This window comes from Deinococcus radiophilus, assembly GCF_020889625.1.
GTDB lineage: Bacteria > Deinococcota > Deinococci > Deinococcales > Deinococcaceae > Deinococcus > Deinococcus radiophilus.
The window spans coordinates 1,254,117-1,278,754 of record NZ_CP086380.1 but is presented as its reverse complement, the minus strand read 5'-3'; the positions used below and the strand labels follow the sequence as shown (position 1 = coordinate 1,278,754).

Sequence of the window (24,638 nt, the reverse complement as noted above, 5' to 3'; positions counted from 1 at the left end):
GCCAGGCTGACGGGATACTTAGGCAGCGCCACTCCCGCTACAATCCGGCCCATGACTCTTGCCCCCCTGCCTTACCGAATCGGCTACGGCGAAGATGCCCACCGCCTGAGCGCTGGCCGCTCCCTGGTCCTGGGTGGTGTCACGGTGCCCGCCGAGCGTGGCGCTGTGGCCCACAGCGACGGTGATGTGATTCTGCATGCCCTCTCTGACGCCTTGCTGGCGGGTGTAGCGGCTGGGGACATCGGCCAATATTTTCCCGATACCGACGCGGCCTGGAAAGACCTCGACTCAGCGCAGATCCTGACCCGTGCGCTGGACGTGACCCGTGAGCGCGGCTACACCCTGGCCCAGTTGTCGCTGGTGGTGACGCTGGATCAGCCCCGGCTGGGACCGCTGCGCGCCGAGATCGCCGCTCATGTTGCGGCGCTGTGCGGCCTGGCTCCCGGCGAGGTTGGCCTTAGCTTCAAGACCTCCGAGCGGCTGGCCCCAGACCATGTGCAGGCCCGTGTCACGGTGCTGCTGCTGCCTGAGGCTGACCATGAGTGAAGCGGCTGGCCCACTGCTGCACGTGGTCCTGTTCGAGCCGGAAAAGGCAGGCAACGTGGGCAACATTGCCCGGACCTGCGCGGTGCTCGGCGCGGCCCTGCATCTGATTCGGCCCTACGGCTTTCATCTGAGTGACCGTGAATTTCGCCGGGCCGTGATGGATTACCTCCAGGGTGTCGAGCTGCACGAACATGCCAGCTGGACCGCCTTCCAAGGCACGTTGCCCGCAACAGCGCGGGTCTGGGCCTTGACCACCCACGCGCAGACTTACCACACCCAGGCCGACTTTCGGCGCGGCGACCATCTGCTGTTCGGGCCTGAGTCGCGGGGGCTGCCGCTGTGGTTGCGCGGGCCGCTGCCCGGCGTCAAGCTGCCGCAACCCGGTGGGGGGCGCAGCCTGAATCTCAGTGTGGCGGTGGGGGTGGCGTCCTTTGAGGCTGCGCGGCAGATTGAAGGCTGGTAGTGGCAATTTCCGCGTTTGGCACACCACCCGCCTGCGTCCTGTGTGCATCAACGGGCCAATCCACCTTTTTTCCAGCTCTGATCTGCGGCTAGGCAAAAAAAACCCCACGCGGCGGTGGGGGTGCAGATGGCGTGCAGGCCACTTGGTCTCGTTTTAGTCGCGTTCCCGCTCGCGCTCGGCAGTCAACTGCTTTTGCAATTCGATCTGACGCTGGCGCTGATAATCCTGGAAAAAGCGGCCTTCGTCAATCAGTTCTTGGCCGGTGGTCAGCTGTCCGGTCGCCAGTTCGCGCATGGCCAGCGTGACCACATTGTGAATCTTGGCTTTCTGATCGGCGGGCAACACGCTGGGCGCTCCAGCACTGAGTTGCAGGGCGCGCTTGGCGGTAATTACAGAAAGGCGGTATTTGCTGTCCGTCATGTCCAGCATGCGGTCAATGTATTTTTCTGCCATGACTCCTCCTGGAGGGTGTGGGGGGTGCAGCAGCGCCGTCGGCTGCTCAAGCGTCCCAGTATACTCCCGCGCTCCTTACGCTGCCACCTGAGCTTCTGAATTCGTTGTGCAGGCCCACGTTGCCGTGCCTGAGGGCCAACCAGGTGTTTAAACACCGATAATGGAGCTTGGCTAAAGGTGGGGCGCAGCACAGACCGGGCAAAGTGCCTCAGCTGTGTAACGGTTCTGTCAATTCGGGTGTGTTTTGATAACCCTGTTCAGAAAGCAGGGAATCGTCCCAGCTGGAGAACCTGGGGAACAGTGAGTTCTCTGAGTAAAGGAGTCCATATGACCGGAAGCAAACAAGAGCAACTGCAAGCCATCATCTCCGACCTGCGGAGCGCCATTCCCGATCTGCGCGGTGCATTGATCGCTACCACCGATGGTCTGCCCATCGCCCAGCTGTTTACCGACAACACCGACGGTAACCGTGTGGCCGCCATGGCCGCGACCGCCCTGGGTCTGGGTAAGCGCATCAACGACACCTTGGGCACGGGTGACCTGAGCGAAATGAGCGTGGCGGGCTTGGACGGTCAGGTGTACATCTACGCCGCAGGCCGCAAAGGCGTGCTGGCAGTCGTGGCTCCCAGCGGCATGAACGTGGGTCTGCTGAACATGGAAGCCCGTGACGCCGCCAGCCGCGTCACCACTGTTCTCTAATCGCGCCCCGCGCCACTTCAGGAGAAATACATGACTCAACTTGAACGCAACAGTTGGCACGTCAAGGACACCGCAGTCGCCAGTGAACTGATTGAACTGCTGGGATTGTCCGACGCTGAAAAAGCTTCTTTGAAAGCCCTGCACGGCAAAGCGCAGGAACTGGGTCCCCAGATGACCCAGGAGTTCTATGACCGCATCCTGTCGAAGGAGAACACCGCCCAGTACATGGAAGGTGCTGACGTAGAACGCCTGCGCGTCTCGGTGAGCGACTGGTTCAGCGACCTGTTTGCCGGAGACTACGGCACCGACTACGCCCAGAAGCGCATTGTGATTGGCAAGATTCACGTGAAGATCGGTCTGCCGGTACGCTACCCACTGGCCATGCTGGACGTGGTTCAGAAGTACGGCGAACTGGTCACCGAAGGGCAGAGCGAAGATGTGAAGCAGGCCTTCCGTAAAGTGCTGGCCCTGGATATCGCCATCTTTAACCAGGCCTACGAAGACAACCAGCTGCACCACCTCAGCGAGCTGATGGGCAACGAGCGTCTGGCACGCCGCCTGCTCCAGGGCGACCTGTAAACTACCCTGCCATCAGAAAGGAGCCCCCGTGGAGAAGTGAGGGCTCCTTTTTTTGCTGCCCGGTCACTGGCCTCAGGGCATCGGGAAGCCGCCAGCGAACTCGTGGACTTCGGCTTTGACATCCTCACCCTTTAGGGCGCGGTCAATCAGCTCGGCCACTTTAGGCATGTGCTGTTCGGTCATGCCGCGCGTGGTCACCGCAGGCGTGCCGATGCGGATGCCGCCGCCGTGCATGATTTTCTCGGTATCGTAAGGCAGGGTGGACTTGGAAATGGTGATGAAGTTCGCGTCCAGCGCCTGCGTGGCTTTGGTGCCGTTGAGGCCCTGGGGCCGCAGGTCCACCAAGAACATGTGGTTGTCGGTGCCGCCGGTCACGATGCGGTAACCGCGTTCTTCCATAGCGCGGGCCAGCGCCTGAGCGTTCTTGATGATCTGTGCGGCATAGTCCTTGAAAGCGGGTTGCAGCGCCTCGCCAAAGGCCACCGCTTTCCCGGCGATCACGTGTTCCAGCGGGCCGCCCTGGTGTCCAGGGAAGATGGCGCGGTCCACTTTGGCCCCGATGTCGGGGTCGCCCGACAGCAGCAGGCCGGAGCGGGGGCCACGCAGGGTCTTGTGGGTGGTGGTCGCTACGATGTGCGCGTGCGGCACCGGGCTGGGGTGGAGGCCTGCCGCGACCAGTCCGGCGATGTGGGCGATGTCCGCAAACAGATAGGCGCCCACCTCGTCGGCGATCTCGCGGAAGGCCGCAAAATCGATCTGACGGGCGTAGGCGCTGGCCCCAGCGATAATCATCTTGGGCTGGTGCTCCAGGGCCAGAGAGCGGACCTGCTCCATGTCCAGCATCTCGGTCTGCTCGTCCACCTTGTAGCCCACGATCTTGAAGCGCTGACCGCTGAAGTTGACCGGGCTGCCGTGGGTCAGGTGCCCACCGTGGCTGAGGTCCATGCCCATCACGGTGTCGCCCTCTTGCAGCAGGGCAGCGTACACCGCGATGTTGGCGCTGGAACCGGAGTGTGGCTGCACATTGGCCCACGCGGCCCCGAACAGTTCACGTGCGCGGTCAATCGCCAGTTGCTCGATCTGGTCGATCACTTCACAGCCACCGTACCAGCGCTTGCCGGGGTAGCCCTCGGCGTACTTGTTGGTGGCAATGCTGCCCACCGCTTCGCGTACGGCGGCGCTCGTAAAGTTCTCCGAAGCGATCAGCTCCAGTCCCAGGCGCTGACGTTCGGCCTCTTTGCCGAGCAGATCAAAGATGGCCTGGTCCTTGTGTTGCAGTGGTGTCGTCATTTATCTCCTACGCTAGCACCTGCCCGTAGCCGAGCCATTGGTCATGTCCCATCACCTCAGACGGAGGCGCTGGGGTGGGCTGTAGCCAGATACCGCTCCAGCCACAGCAGCGTCGCGTCTGCCGAAGCCAGATTGGTTGCCAGCGGAATGTCGTGTACGTCGCACAGCCGCAGCAGGGCCGAGACATCCGGCTCGTGCGGTTGGGCCGTGAGCGGATCGCGCAGGAAAATCACGGCCAGAACCCTTTCCTCGGCAATCCGCGCACCGATCTGCTGGTCGCCGCCCAGTGGCCCGCTGAGCATCCGCTCAATGGTGAGCCCGGTGTGCTCGGCCAGGACGCTGCCGGTGGTTCCAGTGGCGATCAGATGGAACTGCGCCAGAACCTCCTTATGCCGCTGCACAAAGGCCAGCAGATCGTCTTTCTGACGGTCGTGGGCAATCAGGGCGACCTGGGGTGGCCGGTTGGCTGGGGCACACATGGCTCCATTCTGAACTGGCCGGGGCGGGCGCTCCAAAGGGATGAATGCTTTATAACGGGCACTGACGTGAGTGACCAAAGAGAGATACGTGAAATGGGCCAGAAAGCCGCTCTGCCTCTGGGGAGCGTACTGCTGCGCGGCATGGCCATGGGCGCGGCGGATGTGGTGCCAGGCGTGTCGGGCGGGACGATTGCTTTTATCGCCGGGATCTATGACCGCCTGGTAGGAGCGATCTCGGCGGTGCCTGAAGCCCTGGTCGAACTGGGGCGTGGCGGCCTGGCGGCGGCCTGGCGACGGCTGGACGGTACATTCCTGCTGACGCTGGCAGCTGGCATCCTGATCAGCATTTTCAGTCTGGCGCAAGTCATCACTTATCTGATGCACTGGCATCCAGTTCCACTGTGGTCTTTTTTCTTTGGTCTGATCGTCGCCAGCACGGTCTATGTGGGCCGAGAGGTGAAGCGCTGGGACGCCGGGGCCGTCCTGGGGTTGATCGCCGGGACGGCGCTGGTGTTCTGGCTGTCCGTGCAGCCACCTTTCTCGCCGCAGGCCAGCTTGCCGTTTCTGTTCTTTGCCGGGGCGTTGGCCTCCTGCGCCATGATTCTGCCGGGCATCAGCGGCAGCTTTATCTTGCTGTTGATCGGGGCGTATGCGCCTGTGCTGGCCGCCGTTTCGGGGCGTGATCTGCTGACCGTGGCGGTGGTCGGTACAGGCGCGGTCCTAGGGCTGGTGCTCTTCTCGCGGCTGCTGCATTACTTGCTGGAGCGTCACCGCAATCCATTGATGGGCGTGCTGACCGGGTTTCTGGTGGGGTCACTCTGGAAGATCTGGCCCTGGAAGGCCGACCCGGTGGTCTACCACAAAGAACTGGGACCGCAGCCCTTGGCTGAACTGACCGGCGGGGCCTACGGCAGCTTGGCGCCTTATCTGCAAAGCCTGAATCCAGAGCAGGCCGAGTCACTCAAGGCCTACCTGCAGACCAACGTCATGCCCGCCACCTACGAGCGGCTGAACCAGGCCACTTCCGGTGATGTGATGCAGGCGGTGCTGGCCGCCCTCCTCGGCTTCGGACTGATTTTCGGAATAGAGGCCATTTCGGCGCGGCTGGCGGCCCGTTCCATGTCTTTGCCGCCCCAAGGCTAAAAAAGCCGAATCTCGATGTTACAGCGTTCTGACTATGAAGAATAGAATCATCGGTGTCCTACTATTCTGCAGCGCACTGAGTTCTTGTAGTGTTCCCTCTGGAAAATCAGAGGGCAATCTGAAAACGTTTCAGGGCACTTGCAATGAAATATGCATCACAGCTGAGGTGCCTGAAAGATTCAAAGGGAATACGTTTCAAGTTAATTATAGGTTCAGCAATATGTCCAGTGAGTCAAAAACTGTCGAGATGTTGGGATGCGGTCTGAATCCGGCCCCAACCATCCTGTCTGAGTCTGGGGCCTTGATAGTAGAAGATGCTCCAGGCTGTATCGAACAGAATGAGCTTTCAAACCTTGAAATCGAGCCTGGGGAGACTGAAGAACTGGTCTATGACTTTGCGTTAAAGGAAGTGTATAGGGGTGTCATCACAGTAGAGACTCAGTTTATTAACGGAGAGAAGTTTTCTTGGGATAGGTTTCTTGCTCAGAATTATGATAATATGCTTATTGGTGAAGTGACCTTTCACATTCGCAATGCTCGGATATTTTAGAAGCAGCCTCTATGATCTGACTACCCCTCAAAACGCGGGACAAGCCGCGCTAGACGGTTCCAATTTTCAGGGCTTGGGTGACTGAGCAAATCTCGCAACTCATCCAAGCCCAGTCGAAACAGACTTTTGCTGGCGTAGCCATGCGCTTTCTGGCGCTTGGCCTTCATGGTCTCCACGTTGCTTTCAAGCAGCAGAACCACACCTGTTTGGAGACACCAGGGTGTTGCTGATGGCGATCACCATCAGCAGCGTTGACACCCGCTCGGCCTGGGTCAATCCGGTCGCTTCCAGATCGAAGCCTCTGGTTTTCAGCGCAGCGTGCAGGTTTTCGCACTGCCAGCGCAGTGCGTACTTCCGCAAATTCTGATCTGCTCTGCCCTTGTAGGCCAGGTACAGCATCTCCGTCTTCGAGACCTTCAGTGCCAGAACACGGAGTCTGACCCCGTACACCACCATAGAGCTGTGCCAGACGCGAACCTCTCCCACCTGCATTTTCTTAGCGAAGACGTGGACAGGTAAGCCGTCCATCTTGGTGTCGCTCCGCAACCTGATACAGGGAACAATCCCATGTTCGCTTAGGAACGTAAACCAGTCCTGGCCGATGAATTCACGGTCTGCCAGCAGACCGTTAATGCGGACGTGAGGACAATGACGCAGAAAATCAGCCATCAGCTCCTTACGTATTCGCTGATCACTGCTTCCCCCGTGCGGGAAAAAACGCCACATCAGCGGCAAACTGAACCCTTCCCATACCGCAGACAGCATCAGGATGTTGACGTCCCTCTTCCCCAGTTTCCAGTTCGTCCGGTCCAGGATGAGCGTCAGCTCATCCGTACCCAGCACGTGAAGCGCAAACTTCAGATACATCTCTTCCGGGAGAAGGAATTGAACAAAGCGCAAAAGACGTTGGTAACGGGTTTCCTGACTTCCTGCCAGGGCAATGGTGGTCTTCAGATTGTTCAGCACCACGCTACGCTGCTGGATGATCGCCAGAATCAACGCGACCAGGACGGTGAACCGTCGCTGGTCGATACGGAAAAAGGGACGCAAGGCTGCGAAGAGGCTATCCTGGGGCGGCTGGTTCAGGTGGTTCATTGCAGATACACCTTATGAACCAGCTCTTTTTACGTCTATAGAATCAGCGTCTCAGACAGTGTTACCGGAGTTTTGAGGGGTAGTCAGCAGCCGTCCCTGGTTGTACCTTTTACCCGTTCTGCTGCTGGCCCCTCATCCCCTGGCGCTGCTGGCTTTCTGGCGATATATGCAGTTTCATCAGCGAGCATCCAAGAAGAAGCTGGCACAGCCTACTGGGTTGGACACGGACTCTGTTTCCCCGGTCCATGATCATCTCCACCGCGTCCGCGCTGCGTATGCCCGCACCGAAGCCCACCTGTCGGCCCAGGGCCTGACCCGGCAAGACGCCGAAACGCCCACCGAGTACCTGCACCGCGCCGCGCAGCAGTGGCCGAACCTATCTGCGCCGCTCGCCACCCTGGGCGCGGCCTACGGCCCCGTGCGCTACGGCGGTGGGGTCAGTGAGGGGCAGGCGGATCAAGCCGAACAGAGTGCGACACTCATTTTGCAGGGCACACCCGCTGAGGATCCCGTATCCTCAGATCACAGCACAATTCAGTAGTTCCGATTCAGAAAGGCAGCCTCAAGATGACTGACTCACAGACGACTCCTGGCCTGATCCAGACCCAGCCACCTACCGTTTTCTCTGCCAGTGCCGTGATGGAACGCGTGCAGGCCAATGTGGCCCGCGTATTGGTCGGCAAGGAGGACGTGACCCGGCTGGCGCTGGCGGGTATCCTGGCCGGGGGACACATCCTGCTGGAAGACGCGCCCGGCACCGGCAAGACCATGCTGGCGCGTGCCCTGGCTGTCAGTCTGGGGCTGGACTTTGCGCGGGTGCAGTTCACGCCCGACCTGCTGCCCAGCGACGTAACCGGGGTCAGCATCTACCGTGAGGGCCAGTTCCAGTTCGTGCCCGGTCCCATTTTTACCGGCATCCTGCTGGCCGACGAAATCAACCGCGCCACCCCCAAAACGCAGTCGGCGCTGCTGGAAGCGATGGGAGAGGGGCAGGTCACCGAATCCGGCGTGACGCACCGCCTGGACAAGCCCTTCGTGGTCATTGCGACTCAGAACCCCGTAGAGCATGAGGGGACCTACGCCCTTCCCGAAGCTCAGTTGGACCGTTTCCTCCTGAAACTGTCGGTGGGCTACCCTGAGCTGGATCAGGAAGTGCAGATGTTGGGCCGTCTGCAATCCACCCACCCGATTGACACGCTGGAACCCGTCGCTGGCCCTGCCGATCTGCTGGCCGCGCAGCGAGCGGTGCGGGACATCCGGGTCAGCCCGGATCTGCAGCATTATCTGGCGTCGCTGGTGGCGGCCACCCGCCGTCATCCCCGCATCAGCCTGGGCGCTGGCCCCCGCGCGTCGCTTGGTATTCAGGCGGCGGCGCAGGCGCTGGCGTATTTGGATGGGCGCGACTTTGTGACCCCGGACGATGTCAAGGTGGCGGCGCGTGGCGTGCTGACCCACCGCCTGCTGCTGAACATCGAGGCCCGCATGGCCGATGTGGGCGCGGCTTCCCTGGTTGAGGAGATTCTGGGCACGGTGCCGGTCCCCGCCGAGCAGGTATCCGCCCCCGTTTCGGCAGGCTGACGTGTCTGCCGGATTGCTGAGCGCCCTAGTCTGGCTGCTGTTCATTGCCGCGCTGGTCGGGCTGATCTGGTGGCTGTACCGCGAGCCGCCCCACGTGACCCTGCACCGCGAAATGCGGGGATCGGGCATGGTCGGATTGTCGCAGCCACTGACCGTCACCGCCGAGATAGACACCCGACTGCCCACCCGCGTGGTGCTGGAAGACCCCCCGCCCCGCGCCGTGGTGCCGGGACGTCCGGTGGTGTTTGGCGGGCTATGGCAGGGGCACGGGACTGAGCAGCTGACGCTAAACCTGCAGCCCAACCGCCGGGGCGTGTACGAGTGGGAAGGGGGAATGCTGCGCTGGGCCGACCCGCTGGGACTGTTCTGGCGCTCGCGCCCGCTGGAAGTGCCGGCCCGTCTGGAGGCCTATCCACAGACCCACGGTGTACTGCTGCCCGACCTGCTGCGCCCGCTGCTCTCCGAGGGGCAGATGACGCGTAACTTGGGCCTCAGCGATCCGATCAGCCTGCGTGGCGCACGGACCTATGTGCCGGGCGACGCACCGGGCCAGATTCACTGGCGGCTCTCGGCCCGCTCCATGTCCATTCCGGGCGGCAGCGCGGGGTTGCCGATGATCCGCGAACTGGAACACACGGCGGCCAGCAGCGTGACCATCTACCTAGACGCAGGCGGTGATGCCACCTATCTGGAAAGCGCGGTGCGGCTGGCCGCCAGTCTGGCTGCACAGGCGTGGGCCGATGGCCTCCCCGTCTCCTTGGGAACCTCGCAGGGCGAAACGCCGCTGGGCCGCACTCCTGAAGCCCAGCGGGCCGTGCTGCGCGCCCTTGCCGAACTGGGCCGCAGTGAGGAGGGCGAGTCGCCACAGCTCCGCCCACCCCGGCAGGGGACCAACCTGCTGGTACTTACGCAGTTCGCGCCGCCCGAGCTGGTCGCCCAGGCCATGCGGGCGCGGGCCACCGCCAGCCGGGTCGCCATCATCGCCCTGCCGGAAGGCTTTTATCTGGAGCCCGGCGAGAAACCGCGCAAGCAGTGGGCGGGAGCGCCCGACACGGTGCGGCAGCTGGAAAAGCAGGCCGGTGTACTGGCCGAGCGCGGCGTCCTCGTTTTCGTGCTGCGCGGCAATCAGTCGGTGCTGCGGCTGGGCTAGGAGGCCGGGGCCGCGCCTGCGCCGCTCTGTCATCCCGAACAATCTGCACTCGGTCACTCGGATTTGAGAGGCCGAGCTGATACAATAGGCGGCGGCCAGATAGGAATGATTCCTAACAAAATAGTGGCAAGCGAATATTTTCGCGCCACACGCCAAGCTTTCAGGAGGCAAGTTATGACGCATCAACTCGAAATCCGCAACCTGCACGCGTCCGTCGGTGACCAGCCGATTCTTAAGGGCATCAACCTGACCATTCCCCGCGGCGAACTGCACGCCGTGATGGGCTCCAACGGCAACGGCAAGAGCACCCTCGCCAAGGTCATCGTGGGCGACCCCGAATACACCGTCACGCAGGGCGAAGTGCTGGTGGACGGCGTGAACATTCTGGAGATGGAACCCGACGAGCGTGCCCGCCTGGGCGTGTTCCTGGCGTTCCAGTATCCGGTGGAAATCCCTGGCGTGACCATCGCCAACTTCCTGCGCCTCGCCATGCAGGCCCGCAAGGAAGAGGGCGAGGAAGTGTCATTTACCGAGTTCTACGGCAAGCTGCAAGCGGCCCTGAAGACCCTGGAATGGGACGAGAGCATCGTGGAGCGCTATCTCAACGAGGGCATGTCCGGCGGTGAGAAGAAGCGCAACGAAATCCTGCAGATGCTGATGCTGGAACCCAACTACATCATCATGGACGAGACCGACTCGGGCCTGGACGTAGACGCCTTGAAAATCGTGTCGCACGGCGTGAATACCCTGCGCGGCCCCAACCTGGGCGGCCTGATCATCACCCACTACCAGCGCCTGCTGGACTACATCGTGCCCGACCGGGTCCACATCATCGTGGACGGCCGCGTGGTGGAAACCGGCGGTCCCGAACTGGCCCGCAAGCTCGATACCGAAGGCTACGACTGGGTCAAGGCCCTGGTAACCGCCTGAGGGCGGCGTCCAGGGGTCGAAGGGTCCAGATGTCTATGTCTGAGCGACTTTGGAACCTGTCCTGTTGACCCTTAGACCCGCCGACCTTCAGACCTCTCCAAAGGAGAAACCAATGACTGTCAATCCTGAAGCTGCCAGCATCAACACCGAATACGAATACGGCTGGAGCAACCCCGAGCGCTATGCCATCAAGGCTCCCAAGGGCCTGAGCCGCGAAGTGGTCGAGATGATTTCCAAGGCCAAGGACGAGCCGCAGTGGATGCTGGATTTCCGCCTCAAGGCGCTGGACATCTTTCTCAGCAAGCCGATGCCCGAGTGGGGCGCGGACCTGTCGGGGCTCAACCTCGACGAAATCTACTACTACATCAAGCCCGAAGGCTTCAACGCCCGCTCCTGGGACGACGTGCCCGAGGACGTGAAGCAGACCTTCGAGCGTCTGGGCATCCCCGAAGCCGAGCGTGCCGCGCTGGCCGGTGTGGGCGCACAGTACGAGTCCGAGATGGTGTACCACAACCTCAAAGAGGAGTGGGAGAAGCTGGGCGTGGTGTTCCTGAGCATCGAAGACGGCATGCGCGAGTACCCGGAACTGTTCCGCGAGTACTTCGCCACCGTGGTCCCCCCCGAAGACAACAAATTTGCCGCCGTCAACTCGGCGGTGTGGTCGGGCGGCTCCTTCGTGTACGTGCCTAAGGGCGTCAAGGTGGACATTCCGCTGCAAACCTACTTCCGCATCAACGCGGAGAACAGCGGCCAGTTCGAGCGCACCCTCATCATTATCGAGGAGGGCGCACAGGCCCACTACATCGAGGGCTGCACCGCGCCCGCCTACAGCTCCGACTCCTTCCACTCCGGCGTGATCGAGATCGTGGTGAAAGAAGGCGCACGCTTCCGCTACTCCACCATTCAGAACTGGAGCCACAACGTCTACAACCTCGTGACCCAGCGGGCCGCCGTGTACGCGGGCGGCGTGATGGAGTGGGTGGACGGCAACCTGGGCAGCAAGGTCACCATGAAGTACCCGGCCTGCTACCTGCTGGAAGAAGGCGCACGCGGCGAGGTGCTGAGCATCGCCATGGCGGGCCGCGGCCAGCACCAGGACGCCGGCGCCAAGATTGTTCACTTTGCGCCGCACACCAGCGGCAGCATCGTGTCCAAGTCCATCAGTAAGGATTCGGGCCGCAGCTCCTACCGCGGTCTGGTCAAGATTTACGAGGGCGCACGCGGCTCCAAGACCAACGTGGAATGCGACGCCCTGCTGCTGGACGAAGAAGCCCGCACCGACACCTACCCCTACATCGAAATCGAGGAAAAGAACGCCTCGGTGGGCCATGAGGCGACGGTCAGCAAAATCAACGACGAGCAGATTCTGTACCTGCAGAGCCGTGGCCTCAGCGAGGACGAGGCGGCGGGACTAATCGTGCGCGGCTTCATCGAGCCGATTGCCAAGGAGCTGCCGCTGGAATACGCGGTGGAGCTGAACCGCCTGATCGAGCTGGAAATGGAAGGCTCGGTCGGCTGAGTCCGGCGAGGGGCGGCGGCAAAGCCAGGAAGGGGGCGGGGCCCGGCGCCCGTTCCTGTTCCGCTGCTGCTCGGGCGTCCGCCTCCGCCCGCTTCCAACAGGGGAACCCATGACCATCTACGACAAGGCCGAATGGCACTACAACGGCAATTTTCCGCATGACTTACCTGCTGCTCAGGGGTACGTACATGGGGGGATGTTTCTGGGGTGGCTGGCGGACCGTGAGTTGCTCAGCGGGAAAGCTGCGGCCGCGGCTGCAGCCTTTCGGCAGCGGGAGCAGACGGGCGCTCAGCTGTATAAGCGGCTGGGTGGCGTCCTGTCCAGCGCCCTGATGACCCCAGAGGGGGCGGCGTTTGCTCAGGACTACTACTCCAAAGACAGCGGCATCAACGACTATCTGGCCGATTACTTCGACCTGTTCATGTCGGTGCTGGACGACATGCCTTCCGTCTACCACGTTCCCGATACCTGGGAGCATTACCAGTTGGTGGCGGACATGCTGGATCAGCGTTACGCGGCCTGGCAGGCTGCGGCGGATTAAGGGAGAGCAGTGGCCAGGACCTTTCAACTTGTTTCGGTCCCTGCTGAGGAGCGAGGGCTTTCTCTGCCGGAGGCTTTGGCTCCGTACGCCCGGCTGTGTGCTTTTCACTACCGCCAGAATTTCTGTGTGGCAGTGGATGGCACGCTGTACCGACTGAGTGTCACGACCGCTTATTCGCGCCCAAAGCGCGATCAGCGCGTCAGGGTAGAGGTGGCCGGGGACTCTCAGGCTGTTGGAAAGTGGGCCAGCGAGTTCGATGCCCTGTTTGCCCCTGAGTGGGAAGCTGGAGCAGAGGAGATCTGCGACAAGTATGTGCCTGAAGGCAGCGTGCTTTATATCCCGACGACTCTGGAAGGCGATGAAAGGTACCGTGACAGCTGGGCTCTGAGAGAGCAGGTTCGTTCACTGGACGCGGCCACTGCCTATTACCTGAACTCTGACTGGATAGCGAGTGTTTGGCGTTTCCCCGAACCGGCCAAGCTCTGGTTCTACGAACACCGCTGGGCCTTCCGCGCTGACTACACCGGCGTAGGCTACGGCCAGCCGCCGCGCCGCGCCAATGAAGTGACCACTGTCCATCTGGATTTCCCGGAGGGTGAGAGTGTGAGCCATGACCTGCGGCAGCGCGAGAGGTGGGCGTGACCAACGTCATTTACCAGAGTGCAGCCTTCTTCTTGGGAGTGGCACTGCTGCTGGGGCTGTCGCTCTGGCTGTGGGCCACTGCGGATGATGTGCGCGGCTGGCAAACCTGGTTGTTCCGGGCTGGGCATCAAGTGCTAAGCGTGGAGGACCAGCCGGGCGGGTCGCGGAGCGTGGCGTTCGTACTGCGGCCTGGCGAGGAGGTTGGCCGCGCTGTGCAGGGCTGTGCCCATTCATTCGGCAAAATGCTGCTGCAGGATGGAACCTTCGTCCACTGCGTAGCCTATGGCTCGGCAGCGGACGCTGAAATGGCTTTGTTGCACCCTGAGCTAGTCTGTGAACAGGGCCGCGCCGTCCAGATGACCTACGCTTCGGCGCAGGACGCTCAAATCCTGGTGAACCGTGGCGAGGCCTGCGCCCCCCAGCCCAATTATCTCCCGGAGTATGTCCGGCCCTACACCTAAACGTCCAAGCCTATAGACGGCAAAAAATTTTCAACCTAAGGAGAATCCATGACCCAATTCACCGAAACCCTTAGCCAGGTCGGCGGCCCCGAGTGGCTGCAGGCCAAGCGCCAGGAATCCCTGGCCCTGTTCGAATCGCTGGACGTGCCCACCGAGGCGGTGGAGGCCTGGAAGTACACCCGCGTGGACGTGGACTTCGGCGCACTCCGGCCGCACCCCAGGCGGGACGCGGTGCAGGACGTGTCCGCGCTGCCGGCCAGTGTGCAAAAGCGCCTGAGCAGCACCGATGTGGGCGCCTTTTTGGTGTTCGACGGTCCCGACGTGGTGTACCGTACCGAGCTGCCGCAGGACCTGGCTGACAAGGGCGTGATTTTCACCGATCTGCGGACCGCTGTGGAGCAGCACGCTGGCCTGGTGCAGCAGTACCTCTACAGTGTGGTGCCTGCCGAAGTGCCCGACGACACCACCATTGCCGCCCCCGGCACCACGCCCAGCAAGTCGCCCGACCCCTCCGAGGGCAAGTTCTCGGCGTTGGCTGCGGCCCTGTGGACCAACGGCGCGTTCGTGTATGTGCCGCGCGGCGTGGAAGTGGAACTGCCGCTGGGATCCTTCCGCGTGATGAGCGAGTCGGGCACCTACACGGCCACCCGCACCCTGGCCGTCGTGGAGGACAACGCCAGTGCCGTGTTCATTGACGAGCAGGACAGCGAACCGCTGGAGAACGCCTACGCCATCGGCGCGGTGGAACTGATGGTTAAGTCCGGCGCACGGCTCCGCTACGTCTCCATCCAGAACTGGGGTAAGGGCGTGACCCACATCCAGCGCCAGCGCGGCGACGTGGACCGTGACGGCAAGCTCAACAGCCTGGTGGTCACGATGGGCGGCACGCTCAGCCGCACCGAGATGCAGAGCTACGTGCGTGGCAGCGGGGCCGAGAGCGAAATGCTGGCCCTGTACTTTGCCGACGAGGACCAGCACTTCGACCACTACACCCTGCAGCACCACGCGGCCCCCAACGCCTATTCCGACCTGCTGTACAAAGGCGTAGGCGCGGACCAGAGCGTGGGCGTGTTCAGCGGCATGATCAAGGTGGACCTGGGCGCCCAGAAGACCGACGCCTACCAGAAGCACCGCACCCTGATGCTGAGCAGCGAAGCCCGCAACTTCAGCGTGCCGCAGCTGGAAATCAACGCCAACGACGTGCGCTGCAGCCACGGCTCCACCACCGGCCCGGTGGGCGAGGAGGAGATGTTCTACCTGCGCTCGCGCGGCATCAGCAAGGAAACCGCCGAGAAGATGCTGGTGACGGCCTTCCTGGAAGACGTGCTGGGCCGCGTGCCGCTGAAAAGTGTGACCGACTACATCGAAGGCATCATCGCGGAGAAGGTGGGCGCGGTCTAAGTTCGTTTGGCCTGGTGTAGCCATTTGCCGCCTGCTTCCCATACCGGAGCAGGCGGTTTTATCTATGCTGGTCACATGCCCAACCATGACCGTGAAGATTTTATGGCCCAGCTGCTGGCCATGCTGGAGGCAGTAGAAGAAAGGCCAGACCCCGCTGAGCTGCGTGGTGAAATCGCAGCCTTGCCGCAGCGCCAGGACGCGGTGTGGGCGGGCTTTCTGCTGGATCTGAGCGCCGTGCTTGGAGACAGTATGCACAGCTCGTCGCCTGCTGAGGTGCAGGCCACGCTGTGTGTCCTGATGCGCAGTGAAGGCCCTGAGGCCAATGTTCTGGAAGTGTGTGAGTCTGCTGCCGAAGCTGAGCAGCTGTTTCTGAGTACTGTGCTGGACGTGCCTGGCGAGAACATGGGGATTTTTGATGCGGGTCTGGCCAGCCCGGAGCCGTACCGTCCCGCTTTGATCGAAGCGCCGGATGCGCAGCACGCTTTTGCGCTGGGCAACCTGCTGCGCGGCACAGACATCGAGGTGCAGGTTGATGCTACAGGGACATTGGCCACGCTGCGCGACCAACTTCAGTCCGAGTTCATTGCCAGGGCCGCCGAGCAGGCAGTGGCCATGAAGCCACTGCCTATGTTTGGAAACGCTTCCGATCAGGCCGTGAACGATTTTCTGGCGGCTTTTCAGCGTTTTGTCACGCACCGGGTATGGGAGGTGATTCCGGCTGACAAGCCTGTATTTGTAGAGTGGACGGATGAAGCAGGCCAGAGATTCACGGCGTACGGCTGCGTCATGGGTGAGCTGGGAGAGGCATTCGGCATGGTCTTTTTTGATGACTGGTTGACCTACACCGAACAAATGCATAACGCGCACATTGAAGCCTATCTGCTGAGCAATGTAGAGGGCTTAGAAGCCGTCAACCTGGGCGGTGACGCCGAGCTAGACCCTGCCGACTGGGCCAGGGTGCAGCGCGTGACCCCCGAGGCCGACCCACAGCACGTGCCTGTGTTGCAGCGGCGCAGCGTGCAGGGAACCTTGCCCCGGAGGTTGCCGCTGCACCTGGTCACTGGGGTGCTTGAGGTACTGGCAGGCCGTGCCCAGAAGCGTCCTGGGCGTCACGCAACGTCAGTCACGGGAACGTGGCAGGGGGTGCAGGTGCGCTATCCCGGTCAGCCCCTGCACGAGCTGACCGCTGCAGAGGCTGCAGGAACGGTCACGCTGGACATTCGTGACGCTCACGGCGGGCCGGCGCTGCGGGTGGTTGGCCCCGCCGATCTGTCGCTGGGCAAAATGCACAAGGAGCTGTCTCCTAAAGTGCCTCAGGATTTGCGGGACTTGTTGCCCCTCAGCCTCCTGCGGCCCATGCCAGGTACGGGGGATGAGGCGGGCCACCTCGGCGGCCTCGCTGCATTCGACTTGGAAGACATGCTGGTCTGGGAAAAACGCCAGGACTCGCCCGATGCACTGCTGTGGCATGTGACCCGGCGTGAGGGCCTGACCTGGATGGACTGGTCAGTGCAGGCCACTTTCTCGCCGGAGCCGCCACAGGGCCTGAGCTGGGAGCGGCTGGAAGGCAGCGAGTAGGCCCGCTTACTCCTGCAGCACCACTCCAGCCATCTCGGCTTGGGCCATGATGTCCTGCGCCGCCTGCCAGAGTGCTGGAAACTCGGCCAGATATTTTTCCTTAAGCTGCAAGACCCGTTTCACCGTCAGCTCTGGATAGCGGTCCTGACAGCCCACGCCTACGCGGCCCGCTTGCCCCCAGGTCAGCAGCATGGGGTGCAGGGCGTCCAGGGCACGGGCGAAGCGGGCCTCGGGTGTCGCCTGCGCTTCGAACTCTTCCCAGATCGCCAAGAATTCCTGAGCCTGATCTGCTGGAAGCAGACCAAACAGCTGCCTGGCCGCCTGCGCTTCGGCGGTGGCCTGGGCAGTCAGTTGCGCAGTATCCGTATCAAAATGGGTGTCGCCGGCCCCGATCTCCACCAGGTCATGCACCAGCAACAAGCGGATGACCTGGCTCAGGTCCGTACCCCCAGGCGCATACTCGGCCAATGTCATCGCCATCAGTGCCAGATGCCAGGAATGCTCTGCGCTGTTTTCTAGGCGGCTGCCATCATGCAGGTGGGTGGTGCGTGTGACCGCCTTAAGCTGGTCGCAGACGATCAGAAAGTCCAGTTGTGCGGGAAGGTGGCGGGGCTGGGTGGCGAGTGGCATGGGCCAGTATGCCTCAGCTCCTCACTTGCTGCAGAAGTGGAAGGGCTTGCTTGGTGATCAGTGCTTATTGGTCGTCATGCCCACTGCAAAGACCAGGCCATGTTTACAGCTCAACCGAGCCGTCGTCCTCGCCCCACCACTGAATGCGCTTGGCGTCCACGACCAGCATGACCAGCCCCTCAGTTTCCAGGCCGTCTTTGAACCACTGCTTCAGTTCTTCGTGCCAGTGGTCCTGCATCACGCGCCGGTCGGTCAATACACGGGCTTCGCCCTGCACCGCCACGAACAAAAAGCCCTTATTGGCCTTGAAGTTCAGCTGCACATGCTTGTTCTTCTGGATGTCGCTGGCCATGCGTGAGTCGGCCCAGGTAAAAAAGTAGCTGGTGCCGTCGTATTCCACTTCGCCGTTGTTGCTCATCGGGCGGGAGGCCAGGCGGCCATAGTCGCTGACGGTGGTGAGCATGCACAGGTCCATGCCGCGCATCTTCTGCGCGACATCTTTCATTCCTTTGGAAGTCATGGTCCCAGGCTAGGGACTCGGGGGTACGGCCATGTGAGGAAGTCTTTAGCTGTCCCCTGGTTCAGCGCTCCAACTCTGTCTGGATGGTCTGTGCCAGCGCGGCGACGCCCTGATCAATCTGTTCAAGGCCAGCATTGGAATAGCACAGCCGCATGGTGTGGTGTCCACCGCCCAGCGCGTGGAAACAGGCACCGATCATATAGGCCACACCGTTCTCCACCGCGCGGGGGAGCATAGCTGCCGTGTCGACCGCTTCCGGCAGGGTCAGCCACAGGAACATGCCCCCCTGCGGCACCGTGTACGTTACGCCGGACGGCAGTTCGCGGCCCAGTGCCCTCAGCATTCTCTCGGCGCGGCCTGCGTAGCTTTCGCGCAGCCGTGCGATCTGGCTGGGCAGCAGCGGCAACAGCTCGGTCACGATCATCTGGTTCAGGGTAGGGGAGCACATGTCGGCGCCCTGCTTGGCGAGGACCAGACGGTCAATGATGGGTGCAGCGGCCTGAACCCAGGCGTCGCGCAGGCCCGGCGCCAGCGTCTTGGAAAAGCTGGAGCAGTAGATCACGTGGCTCTGGTCTGTGTCGTCTCCAGTGCGCTCTAGCATCAGCGCGGCCAGGCTGGGCAGGGATTCGCCGCTGAAGCGCAGCTGGCCGTAGGGGTCATCTTCGACCACCAGCACGCCGTACTGCTCAGTCAGGTCCAGCAGAAGCTGACGGCGCTCCAGGCTGAGGGTCCGGCCCGTGGGGTTCTGGAAGTTGGGGATGGTGTAGATGAATTTGGGCGTCCGGCCCTGGGCTGCCAGGTCGCGTAGCAATGCGGCCAGGGCGTCCATGTCTATGCCTTGTTCGTCAGTAGGCACGGCAGCAAAGTTGGGGCGGTAGGGCCGAAACGACTGTACGGCCCCCATATAGGTCGGGGTTTCAACCAGCAGCGTGTCGCCGGGGTCAATCAGAATCTTGGCGATCAGGTCCAGCGACTGCTGCCCACCAGTCATGATCTGAATGTGATCGGGGGTGACTGGGGAGGCCAGATGGGTATGCTCAGCCAGCCACTCGCGCAATGGTAAGAAGCCTTCCGTGGTGCTGTACTGCACGGCCCGCCAGCCGTATTTTTCCAGAGCCCGCGTGCTGGCCTGGGCGATCTGCTGCATAGGAAACAGCTCAGGGGCAGGCAACCCCCCGCCAAAATTCACGATGCCCGGCACCTGCGCCAGCCGCAGCATGTCGCGCAGGGCCGTGCCGTCCAAGTCGCGCATTCCAGCGCTAAAAGCGGCCTCAAAAGGTGGAGTGCCAGGAGAACTGGGGCGGCGAGTCTGGATTGGAGCGGAGAGCGACATAGCGCAGCCTAACTCAGTGAGCAATAAAAAATCAAAAAATCTACTTTGACTTCTTAAGATAAGATATAGGTTAGATATAGAGCAATGATGTTGCTAAAAGTGCGGTATTTCTGATGCTCCTTCGTCTTCTTGGCCCTATTGGCAACTTGAAGGCCCTGCATGCCCAGAAATCTGAGCAATACGCTGGAGTGCATGTCAGCGGCGCAGGAGTTCGCCCAGTCCCTGACTGGTCGCAGGGGCGTGGGACAGTGCGGCCTGCATCAGTACGCGGCGAAGGTGCCAGGGCACCTGTCCAAAGACCCGCAACATGATCGCGGCCAGTCGGGCGGGCGGCGTCGTATGTGCCAGAAAGTCACGCCAGTCCTCCGGGGGTAGCTCGAAAAAGCGCCAGAAGAACTCGGCCAACTGAGGCCCCGACATACCGAGGAGGGCGCTGTGGCCCAGCAGTAACAGTTCATGGCGCTGCCGCTGAGCTGGCGAGGCGATCACGTCCCAGGCGGCTTGGCTGGCTGTTGACGGATCGTGGGAGGAAAGGAGAGCCTGCGCCACGGCATCGGCCCGCTGCAGGGCGTGCGTTGCCTGATAACCACTGGCTGGGTGGACCAGGCTGCCCGCTGCGCCGTAGCCCAGCACCCGCGAGTGGCGGTCCGGCACGGGCGCATCCATCCGGATGGCGACCCGTTCCGGATCACGTAGTTGTCGGGGCGGACAGCCCATAGCTGTCAGGCGGGCTTGCAGGCGTCGCTGCAATATTCCCAGGTCAGCGGGTGGCTGGGAGCTGAGGCTCGTTTCTTCTACAAAGAAGCGTCCGCCGCCCTGGGGCAGCACGTACAGAAAGGTCGGCTGCGCAGCGAATGCTTCCGGGCTGAGATGTGGCGTGCGGAAATCCATAAAGGTGGCGGCCCCAGCCGGAGCAGGCGGGTGCTCGAATTCGGCACTGAACCCAAAGGCGGTCTGCCAGGCTCCGGGGGGCTGGGCTTGACGGGCTTCGGCTGGGCGTAACAGCGCGGGTTGGTGGCCACTGGCATCCACTATCAGGCGGGCTTCCAGCGCTTCACCGCTTTGAAGCTGCACCACGCTGCCTACCGTTTCATGGGTCACGCTGACTGCCCGTCCCACCTGCCAGTCCAGCCGGGGGGTGTCCAACAGGTTCGCCAGCAGCGCAGCATTGTCCAGCAGGGCGTAAGCTCGGCCCAGCAGCCGTTCTCCGCCGTCCCAGGTATAGCGGGTGTCCGGCCACAGCCGTTCGAGTGGCGTGCCAGGCGGCAGTTCGTCGGGCCAGGCCCCGTAGGTCTGCGGCCAGGGCTGGGGCGGTTGAGGGTCCAACACGCGGGCCGTGCCCCCTGCCCGTGCCACCGCCGAAGCCAGGGCCACGCCCGCTATGCCACCCCCCACCACCAGCACATCAGGTGTATTCATGGGAGGTAGTTCGGAACAGGAAGACGGGGCGAGGGCGGACAGAACATCTCTTTAGCCTATAAAAGATGGACAGCAAAAAAGCAGAGGCCGGCTTAACCTGGTCCACTGTCTTCTTGCGGGCAATGTCGAAATTACAGTCCTTCGAAGACGAAAGTGTCGTACTGGCCGCCGCGCAGTACGCTGCCGGTCTGTTCGCCCAGCAGGGTTTTGCCGGTGATGGCCTCCAGGGCGCCCCAGATGGCCCCCAGGGTAAAGGTGCATTCGCGGTCACTCCCCATATCCTCGCCAGCCGAGCAGACCGTTTCAGTGGTATCCACGGTGATGGTGCCATTCTCTTCCCTCACGGATACCACGTTGGCTAGGCGGGTGCCTGCCTGACCGAGAGCCGCATTGAGTTTCTCGGCCAGCTGATCTACTGGAATCTGACTGTTCACGATCCCCAGATCACGGGCCAGGTTGTGTCCACGCACTTTGCCAGCGCGAGTAAACACCACGCCTGCGCCCTCTTTCCCCAGGGTGTCTTCCACCCCGGTAATCACGGCCTTGAAGCACACCACGCTGCTGAATTCGCCAAGCTCACTTCTTTCGTAGGTCATGGTTCAGATCTCCTTGAAAGGGGGAATGATGGTGATCAGAGAACGCTGGTGACGCGGCTGGCAGCGTCGCGGGCTTCCATGTTCAGCAAGCCGACGTTCATGCCACTGGGCGCCACAACTGCCAGCACGCCTTTGCGGCCTGCGGCGTAGATGTACACCTGACCGTCCAGGCCCGCCACGCTCATTTCGCTCAGGTCGCCGGTGCCCAGGGTGTCGTTGATACGCTTGCCCAGACCCAGGGCGGTGGCGGCCATGGCCGCCACCCGGTTGCCGTCGGTGTTGTCGGTAAACAATTGTGCGATGGGCAGACCATCGGTGGTGGCGATCATGGCCCCACGCAGGTCAGGAAGAGCACTCCGCAGATCAGCGATGATGGCTTGCAGTTGTTCTTGTTTACTTCCAGTCATATCGACTCCTTCGGGCCGGGTAGAGGCCTGTGATGGGTGATCAGGGAATGGATTGCTGAGGCCAGTAAGCCTGCGGCAGTATTTCAGAATTGTCACATTCGTGATCATTTGCCGAGAATCGCAAAGGCAGTTTTATCGGGTGCACGCAAATGAAATAAGAGGGGGACAGAGAAACTGGAAGGTGACACTCCTCTTTCATTCTCCTGATGACTGCTCTTTAGACCTTCAGGCACCACGCGGACGGCTGAGGGTGTCCACGTCACCCAGGATGGCCGCTGCCGCCTTTTCGCCACTTTCCAGGGCTCCCTGGATACCGCTGAGCGAGGTGACTTCGGAGGCCAGCCAGACATTTGGCCAGCGGGTGCTGTGGCCCGGCAGGCTGGCGGCATATCCAGCAGGTTGGGGGTACTGCACATGCTTGATCCGGTCTACCGCCAACAGGTCCAGTGCGTCTACGGCGTCTCCATACCATTCACGCAGTTCTTCCAGCGCCAACTTGGCCAGGGCAGCGTCGTCCTCTGCCGGAATGCCCCACAGTGAGGCGATCAGCAGTCCACGTCCCGGTGGCACCCGCTCTGGGAAAACCTCAGAGAGCCAGAGCACTTGACTCAGCCAACCGGTTGGTCGCGCGTTCAGTTGGAGGCGTGGTTGGGCTTCCAGGGCGTGTGGGGCACTGAAATGCAGATAAGCGCTGCTCAGGCTGCCGCGTCCTACTGGGCGGGGTTCATCTGCTGCTTCGTCCAGCAGACGGGCGGCGGTGGGTGGATCGGTGGCGACAATGACCTGCGCGGCTTGGATTGACCCCTCACCCGTCTGGAGGGTCACCGTCTGGCCGTCGCTGCTGAGCGCGCTGACGCGCACGCCGCGCTGCACATCCAGCCCCTCGGCCAACTGGCGCGGCAGTTCGCTCATACCCCGGCGCGGAATCGCTACATCCCCGGTGATCAGCAGGCGCAGGTAATACTGAAACAGGCCCGCGCTGGTCTGCAACTCGCGGTCAATCACCAGCCCGCCGAAAAAAGGACCGAAGAACCGCTCCAATGACCGCTCCGAAAAGCCACGCCCCAGTAGAAAGTCGCGGGTGCTCTGATCAGGACCGTTCAGCAGCGCGTGGCCCGGCTGCGCCAGAACCTCGGCGGCCAGGCGGGCGGCGTGCAGGCGGTCGGCAGCGGTCAGTGCCCCGGCCACCAGATCGCTGGGGAGGGCCGCCAGGTCGCGGCGTGGGTCACCGATCACTTCGGCCACTCCGCCCTCTTGGCGCAGCACCGCCGAGGGCTTCAGGATGACCAGGTCCAGCGCACCGTAATCAAACTGCCGCCGCGCTGCGGGATAATCGGTGAACATCCCCAGAAAGCCGGCGTCAATGGTGTAGCCGTCTACCTCGCGGCTCCAAACCCGCCCGCCGAGGTGCTCGGCTGCTTCCAGCACACGGACCCGCCGTCCGGCCCGCTGCAAGGTCCGTGCCGCACAGAGGCCGGCCAGTCCGGCGCCGATAACGATGGTTTCAGGAACAGTGGTCATGGCTCAGGCTAGAGCATCCGCCGCCCCTCAGACCGGTTCGTGGTTCCAGTCAGGCACCTGTGCTATACGTTCCTGGGCCTGGTTCAGTTCAGTTTCCTCCGGGCGGCAGACATCCCACACGCGCCCGGCTGCATAAGCCCCCATAACCTGGAAATTGGCGCTGTGATCTGCGCAGCAATGCCCTACGCCCGCTGGCAGCAGCAAGACATCGCCAGCTTGAACGGTGAGTTCCGGACCACCTTTCCCGCCCAGCACCACCCGCGCGGTGCCGTCCAGTACGGCCATCGTGGGCTGTGGAGTGATAGTGGTGAAAAGGGTAGATGCCTCCGGTCCAGGTGCCACTCCAGTCTCGCGCAGCGAGATGCTGCCGGACCGTGTCAGTGGGCCAGCCAGCCAGCGCCCCTGGGTAAAGTTGAGCGGGCAGGCGAGGATGATTGGGCACCTGCCCGTTGCGTTCCAAGTCGAAGGTCTGGGGTTGCATAGTAGCCCTAGCCTAGCGAGCCCCTGATCCTGCTGACATGTATTCTTTGACCCGTGCTTTGGCGGCCGCGCCAGCGTTTGCCACACCGCACTACGCTGAACCGCAGCGGGCGTACCACAATCTGGCCCATGTTCAGCAGTTGCTAGACGTGCTGGAGGAGCGCGGAGTGCTGACACCCAGCCTGGCTCTGGCCGTCTGGGGGCACGACCTGATTTATGTGCCGGGTCGCCACGACAACGAGGCCCAGAGTGCCCAGCAGTTCGGAGACTGGCTGCAGCAACAGGGTGTAGGTGAGGAGGAACGCCATCAGATAGGGCGCCTGATCCTGGCCACCAGGCACCTGTCGCCGCCGGAAGACCGGCTGGCTGCGCTGCTGTTGGATGCCGACCTGAGCATTCTGGGAACGCCCTAGGCACAATATGCGGCTTATACCGCAGCGATTCGCCGTGAATACGCTGACGTGCCAGGCACGGTTTACCGTCAGGGCCGCGCCAAGGTACTGCGTGGGTTTCTGGAGCGTCCATGTATCTTTACCACGCCAGAATTTGCGTCCCTGGAGGCGGCAGCCCGTCGGAACCTGACCACGGAACTGGCCGCGTTGGAAAGGCCATAAAAAAACTGGACCCCCATGTGG

General features: G+C 62.3%; 29 protein-coding genes and 1 pseudogene. 18 read left to right on the top strand and 12 right to left on the bottom strand.

Annotated features, from left to right (window positions below; all coding sequences use genetic code 11):
* Positions 1-51: 51 nt before the first annotated feature.
* Both ispF and LMT64_RS06460 read left to right on the top strand, forming a co-directional pair.
* Positions 52-546 (top strand): 2-C-methyl-D-erythritol 2,4-cyclodiphosphate synthase, encoded by a 495-nt coding sequence (ispF, locus tag LMT64_RS06465; RefSeq protein WP_126351419.1) that lies wholly within the window; start codon positions 52-54, stop codon positions 544-546.
* A complete protein-coding gene (locus LMT64_RS06460) occupies positions 539-1,009 on the top strand; it encodes a tRNA (cytidine(34)-2'-O)-methyltransferase (RefSeq protein ID WP_170165927.1) in 471 nt (156 codons plus the stop codon). Before ispF ends, LMT64_RS06460 begins: the two co-directional genes overlap by 8 nt.
* Positions 1,010-1,162: 153 nt before the next feature.
* Here the strand turns inward: LMT64_RS06460 and rpoZ are convergent, their stop codons facing one another.
* Positions 1,163-1,462 carry a DNA-directed RNA polymerase subunit omega gene (gene rpoZ, locus LMT64_RS06455; RefSeq protein ID WP_126351418.1) on the bottom strand — a complete coding sequence of 100 codons (300 nt, stop codon included), beginning with the start codon at positions 1,460-1,462 and terminating at the stop codon, positions 1,163-1,165.
* A 327-nt stretch (positions 1,463-1,789) separates the two neighbouring features.
* Here rpoZ and LMT64_RS06450 point away from each other — a divergent pair, with 327 nt between their 5' ends.
* Together LMT64_RS06450 and LMT64_RS06445 are read left to right on the top strand one after the other, a co-directional pair.
* Positions 1,790-2,161, top strand: coding sequence for a roadblock/LC7 domain-containing protein (locus LMT64_RS06450; RefSeq protein ID WP_126351417.1), 372 nt, complete (start codon positions 1,790-1,792; stop codon positions 2,159-2,161).
* 30 nt (positions 2,162-2,191) lie between these two features.
* A complete protein-coding gene (locus LMT64_RS06445) occupies positions 2,192-2,740 on the top strand; it encodes a protoglobin domain-containing protein (RefSeq protein ID WP_126351416.1) in 549 nt (182 codons plus the stop codon).
* A gap of 72 nt (positions 2,741-2,812) precedes the next feature.
* Here LMT64_RS06445 and glyA read toward each other — a convergent pair whose 3' ends face one another.
* Positions 2,813-4,030, bottom strand: a complete 1,218-nt coding sequence (gene glyA, locus LMT64_RS06440; RefSeq protein WP_126351415.1) for a serine hydroxymethyltransferase — start codon at positions 4,028-4,030, stop codon at positions 2,813-2,815.
* A gap of 56 nt (positions 4,031-4,086) precedes the next feature.
* Positions 4,087-4,509, bottom strand: coding sequence for a methylglyoxal synthase (gene mgsA, locus LMT64_RS06435; protein WP_126351414.1), 423 nt, complete (start codon positions 4,507-4,509; stop codon positions 4,087-4,089).
* 66 nt (positions 4,510-4,575) lie between these two features.
* Here mgsA and LMT64_RS06430 point away from each other — a divergent pair, with 66 nt between their 5' ends.
* Together LMT64_RS06430 and LMT64_RS06425 are read left to right on the top strand one after the other, a co-directional pair.
* Entirely contained in the window at positions 4,576-5,652 is a 1,077-nt protein-coding gene (locus LMT64_RS06430) for a DUF368 domain-containing protein (RefSeq protein ID WP_211334164.1), read from the top strand.
* 220 nt (positions 5,653-5,872) lie between these two features.
* A complete protein-coding gene (locus tag LMT64_RS06425; protein ID WP_126351413.1) occupies positions 5,873-6,202 on the top strand; it encodes a hypothetical protein in 330 nt (109 codons plus the stop codon).
* A 20-nt stretch (positions 6,203-6,222) separates the two neighbouring features.
* On the opposite strand, the pseudogene LMT64_RS06420 reads toward LMT64_RS06425, so the two are convergent.
* A pseudogene (locus LMT64_RS06420) lies at positions 6,223-7,297 on the bottom strand (IS4 family transposase).
* A 100-nt stretch (positions 7,298-7,397) separates the two neighbouring features.
* Here LMT64_RS06420 and LMT64_RS06415 point away from each other — a divergent pair.
* From LMT64_RS06415 to LMT64_RS06370, 10 genes are all read left to right on the top strand, one after another.
* Positions 7,398-7,838 (top strand): DUF4129 domain-containing protein, encoded by a 441-nt coding sequence (locus LMT64_RS06415; RefSeq protein WP_126350982.1) that lies wholly within the window; start codon positions 7,398-7,400, stop codon positions 7,836-7,838.
* Positions 7,839-7,936: 98 nt separating this feature from the next.
* Positions 7,937-8,875 carry an AAA family ATPase gene (locus LMT64_RS06410; RefSeq protein ID WP_170165898.1) on the top strand — a complete coding sequence of 313 codons (939 nt, stop codon included), beginning with the start codon at positions 7,937-7,939 and terminating at the stop codon, positions 8,873-8,875.
* 1 nt (position 8,876) lies between these two features.
* The gene (locus LMT64_RS06405; protein ID WP_126350980.1) at positions 8,877-10,025 is read left to right on the top strand and encodes a DUF58 domain-containing protein; all 1,149 of its coding nucleotides are present in this window, start codon (positions 8,877-8,879) and stop codon (positions 10,023-10,025) included.
* Positions 10,026-10,199: 174 nt separating this feature from the next.
* Positions 10,200-10,955: a Fe-S cluster assembly ATPase SufC gene (gene sufC, locus LMT64_RS06400; protein ID WP_229253088.1), complete on the top strand. Its 756-nt coding sequence runs from the start codon at positions 10,200-10,202 to the stop codon at positions 10,953-10,955.
* 112 nt (positions 10,956-11,067) lie between these two features.
* Complete coding sequence (gene sufB, locus LMT64_RS06395; protein ID WP_126350978.1) at positions 11,068-12,474, top strand: Fe-S cluster assembly protein SufB; 1,407 nt, start codon at positions 11,068-11,070, stop codon at positions 12,472-12,474.
* Positions 12,475-12,583: 109 nt separating this feature from the next.
* A complete protein-coding gene (locus tag LMT64_RS06390; protein ID WP_126350977.1) occupies positions 12,584-13,015 on the top strand; it encodes a DUF7832 domain-containing protein in 432 nt (143 codons plus the stop codon).
* Between the two features lie 75 nt (positions 13,016-13,090).
* On the top strand, positions 13,091-13,657 hold the full coding sequence (locus tag LMT64_RS06385; RefSeq protein ID WP_229253087.1) for a hypothetical protein: 567 nt from the start codon (positions 13,091-13,093) through the stop codon (positions 13,655-13,657).
* Positions 13,654-14,118, top strand: a complete 465-nt coding sequence (locus LMT64_RS06380) for a hypothetical protein (protein WP_170165892.1) — start codon at positions 13,654-13,656, stop codon at positions 14,116-14,118. Before LMT64_RS06385 ends, LMT64_RS06380 begins: the two co-directional genes overlap by 4 nt.
* Before the next feature lie 48 nt (positions 14,119-14,166).
* Positions 14,167-15,519 (top strand): Fe-S cluster assembly protein SufD, encoded by a 1,353-nt coding sequence (gene sufD, locus LMT64_RS06375; RefSeq protein ID WP_126350975.1) that lies wholly within the window; start codon positions 14,167-14,169, stop codon positions 15,517-15,519.
* Between the two features lie 75 nt (positions 15,520-15,594).
* Entirely contained in the window at positions 15,595-17,097 is a 1,503-nt protein-coding gene (locus LMT64_RS06370; RefSeq protein ID WP_126350974.1) for a hypothetical protein, read from the top strand.
* Positions 17,098-17,103: 6 nt separating this feature from the next.
* Here LMT64_RS06370 and LMT64_RS06365 read toward each other — a convergent pair whose 3' ends face one another.
* From LMT64_RS06365 to LMT64_RS06330, 8 genes are all read right to left on the bottom strand, one after another.
* Complete coding sequence (locus LMT64_RS06365) at positions 17,104-17,727, bottom strand: HD domain-containing protein (protein ID WP_126350973.1); 624 nt, start codon at positions 17,725-17,727, stop codon at positions 17,104-17,106.
* Positions 17,728-17,830: 103 nt separating this feature from the next.
* Complete coding sequence (locus tag LMT64_RS06360; RefSeq protein ID WP_126350972.1) at positions 17,831-18,247, bottom strand: pyridoxamine 5'-phosphate oxidase family protein; 417 nt, start codon at positions 18,245-18,247, stop codon at positions 17,831-17,833.
* A 61-nt stretch (positions 18,248-18,308) separates the two neighbouring features.
* Complete coding sequence (locus tag LMT64_RS06355) at positions 18,309-19,580, bottom strand: aminotransferase-like domain-containing protein (RefSeq protein ID WP_126350971.1); 1,272 nt, start codon at positions 19,578-19,580, stop codon at positions 18,309-18,311.
* A gap of 195 nt (positions 19,581-19,775) precedes the next feature.
* Positions 19,776-20,999: a lycopene cyclase family protein gene (locus LMT64_RS06350; protein ID WP_126350970.1), complete on the bottom strand. Its 1,224-nt coding sequence runs from the start codon at positions 20,997-20,999 to the stop codon at positions 19,776-19,778.
* A gap of 131 nt (positions 21,000-21,130) precedes the next feature.
* Entirely contained in the window at positions 21,131-21,595 is a 465-nt protein-coding gene (locus LMT64_RS06345) for a hypothetical protein (protein WP_126350969.1), read from the bottom strand.
* 35 nt (positions 21,596-21,630) lie between these two features.
* Entirely contained in the window at positions 21,631-22,002 is a 372-nt protein-coding gene (locus LMT64_RS06340) for a roadblock/LC7 domain-containing protein (protein WP_126350968.1), read from the bottom strand.
* A 225-nt stretch (positions 22,003-22,227) separates the two neighbouring features.
* Entirely contained in the window at positions 22,228-23,523 is a 1,296-nt protein-coding gene (locus LMT64_RS06335; protein ID WP_126350967.1) for an NAD(P)/FAD-dependent oxidoreductase, read from the bottom strand.
* Positions 23,524-23,550: 27 nt separating this feature from the next.
* Positions 23,551-23,808 carry a cupin domain-containing protein gene (locus LMT64_RS06330; RefSeq protein WP_229253086.1) on the bottom strand — a complete coding sequence of 86 codons (258 nt, stop codon included), beginning with the start codon at positions 23,806-23,808 and terminating at the stop codon, positions 23,551-23,553.
* Between the two features lie 233 nt (positions 23,809-24,041).
* Between LMT64_RS06330 and LMT64_RS06325 the strand changes: the two genes are divergently transcribed.
* Together LMT64_RS06325 and LMT64_RS06320 are read left to right on the top strand one after the other, a co-directional pair.
* Complete coding sequence (locus LMT64_RS06325) at positions 24,042-24,416, top strand: hypothetical protein (RefSeq protein ID WP_229253085.1); 375 nt, start codon at positions 24,042-24,044, stop codon at positions 24,414-24,416.
* A 48-nt stretch (positions 24,417-24,464) separates the two neighbouring features.
* Positions 24,465-24,617, top strand: a complete 153-nt coding sequence (locus LMT64_RS06320; protein WP_229253084.1) for a hypothetical protein — start codon at positions 24,465-24,467, stop codon at positions 24,615-24,617.
* Positions 24,618-24,638 lie beyond the last annotated feature (21 nt).

What these genes read in the sequence shown, in the direction of transcription:
- LMT64_RS06350 (WP_126350970.1), bottom strand. Translation starts at nt 20,999, where the DNA reads ATGAATACACCTGATGTGCTGGTGGTGGGGGGTGGCATAGCGGGCGTG.
- LMT64_RS06330 (WP_229253086.1), bottom strand. Translation starts at nt 23,808, where the DNA reads ATGGCCGTACTGGACGGCACCGCGCGGGTGGTGCTGGGCGGGAAAGGT.
- LMT64_RS06365 (WP_126350973.1), bottom strand. Translation starts at nt 17,727, where the DNA reads ATGCCACTCGCCACCCAGCCCCGCCACCTTCCCGCACAACTGGACTTT.
- LMT64_RS06325 (WP_229253085.1), top strand. Translation starts at nt 24,042, where the DNA reads ATGTATTCTTTGACCCGTGCTTTGGCGGCCGCGCCAGCGTTTGCCACA.
- mgsA (WP_126351414.1), bottom strand. Translation starts at nt 4,509, where the DNA reads ATGTGTGCCCCAGCCAACCGGCCACCCCAGGTCGCCCTGATTGCCCAC.
- LMT64_RS06355 (WP_126350971.1), bottom strand. Translation starts at nt 19,580, where the DNA reads ATGTCGCTCTCCGCTCCAATCCAGACTCGCCGCCCCAGTTCTCCTGGC.
- LMT64_RS06425 (WP_126351413.1), top strand. Translation starts at nt 5,873, where the DNA reads ATGTCCAGTGAGTCAAAAACTGTCGAGATGTTGGGATGCGGTCTGAAT.
- LMT64_RS06445 (WP_126351416.1), top strand. Translation starts at nt 2,192, where the DNA reads ATGACTCAACTTGAACGCAACAGTTGGCACGTCAAGGACACCGCAGTC.
- glyA (WP_126351415.1), bottom strand. Translation starts at nt 4,030, where the DNA reads ATGACGACACCACTGCAACACAAGGACCAGGCCATCTTTGATCTGCTC.
- LMT64_RS06335 (WP_126350967.1), bottom strand. Translation starts at nt 23,523, where the DNA reads ATGACCACTGTTCCTGAAACCATCGTTATCGGCGCCGGACTGGCCGGC.
- LMT64_RS06370 (WP_126350974.1), top strand. Translation starts at nt 15,595, where the DNA reads ATGCCCAACCATGACCGTGAAGATTTTATGGCCCAGCTGCTGGCCATG.
- LMT64_RS06450 (WP_126351417.1), top strand. Translation starts at nt 1,790, where the DNA reads ATGACCGGAAGCAAACAAGAGCAACTGCAAGCCATCATCTCCGACCTG.
- LMT64_RS06390 (WP_126350977.1), top strand. Translation starts at nt 12,584, where the DNA reads ATGACCATCTACGACAAGGCCGAATGGCACTACAACGGCAATTTTCCG.
- LMT64_RS06345 (WP_126350969.1), bottom strand. Translation starts at nt 21,595, where the DNA reads ATGACCTACGAAAGAAGTGAGCTTGGCGAATTCAGCAGCGTGGTGTGC.
- sufC (WP_229253088.1), top strand. Translation starts at nt 10,200, where the DNA reads ATGACGCATCAACTCGAAATCCGCAACCTGCACGCGTCCGTCGGTGAC.
- LMT64_RS06360 (WP_126350972.1), bottom strand. Translation starts at nt 18,247, where the DNA reads ATGACTTCCAAAGGAATGAAAGATGTCGCGCAGAAGATGCGCGGCATG.
- LMT64_RS06410 (WP_170165898.1), top strand. Translation starts at nt 7,937, where the DNA reads ATGGAACGCGTGCAGGCCAATGTGGCCCGCGTATTGGTCGGCAAGGAG.
- sufD (WP_126350975.1), top strand. Translation starts at nt 14,167, where the DNA reads ATGACCCAATTCACCGAAACCCTTAGCCAGGTCGGCGGCCCCGAGTGG.
- ispF (WP_126351419.1), top strand. Translation starts at nt 52, where the DNA reads ATGACTCTTGCCCCCCTGCCTTACCGAATCGGCTACGGCGAAGATGCC.
- rpoZ (WP_126351418.1), bottom strand. Translation starts at nt 1,462, where the DNA reads ATGGCAGAAAAATACATTGACCGCATGCTGGACATGACGGACAGCAAA.
- LMT64_RS06460 (WP_170165927.1), top strand. Translation starts at nt 539, where the DNA reads ATGAGTGAAGCGGCTGGCCCACTGCTGCACGTGGTCCTGTTCGAGCCG.
- LMT64_RS06340 (WP_126350968.1), bottom strand. Translation starts at nt 22,002, where the DNA reads ATGACTGGAAGTAAACAAGAACAACTGCAAGCCATCATCGCTGATCTG.
- sufB (WP_126350978.1), top strand. Translation starts at nt 11,068, where the DNA reads ATGACTGTCAATCCTGAAGCTGCCAGCATCAACACCGAATACGAATAC.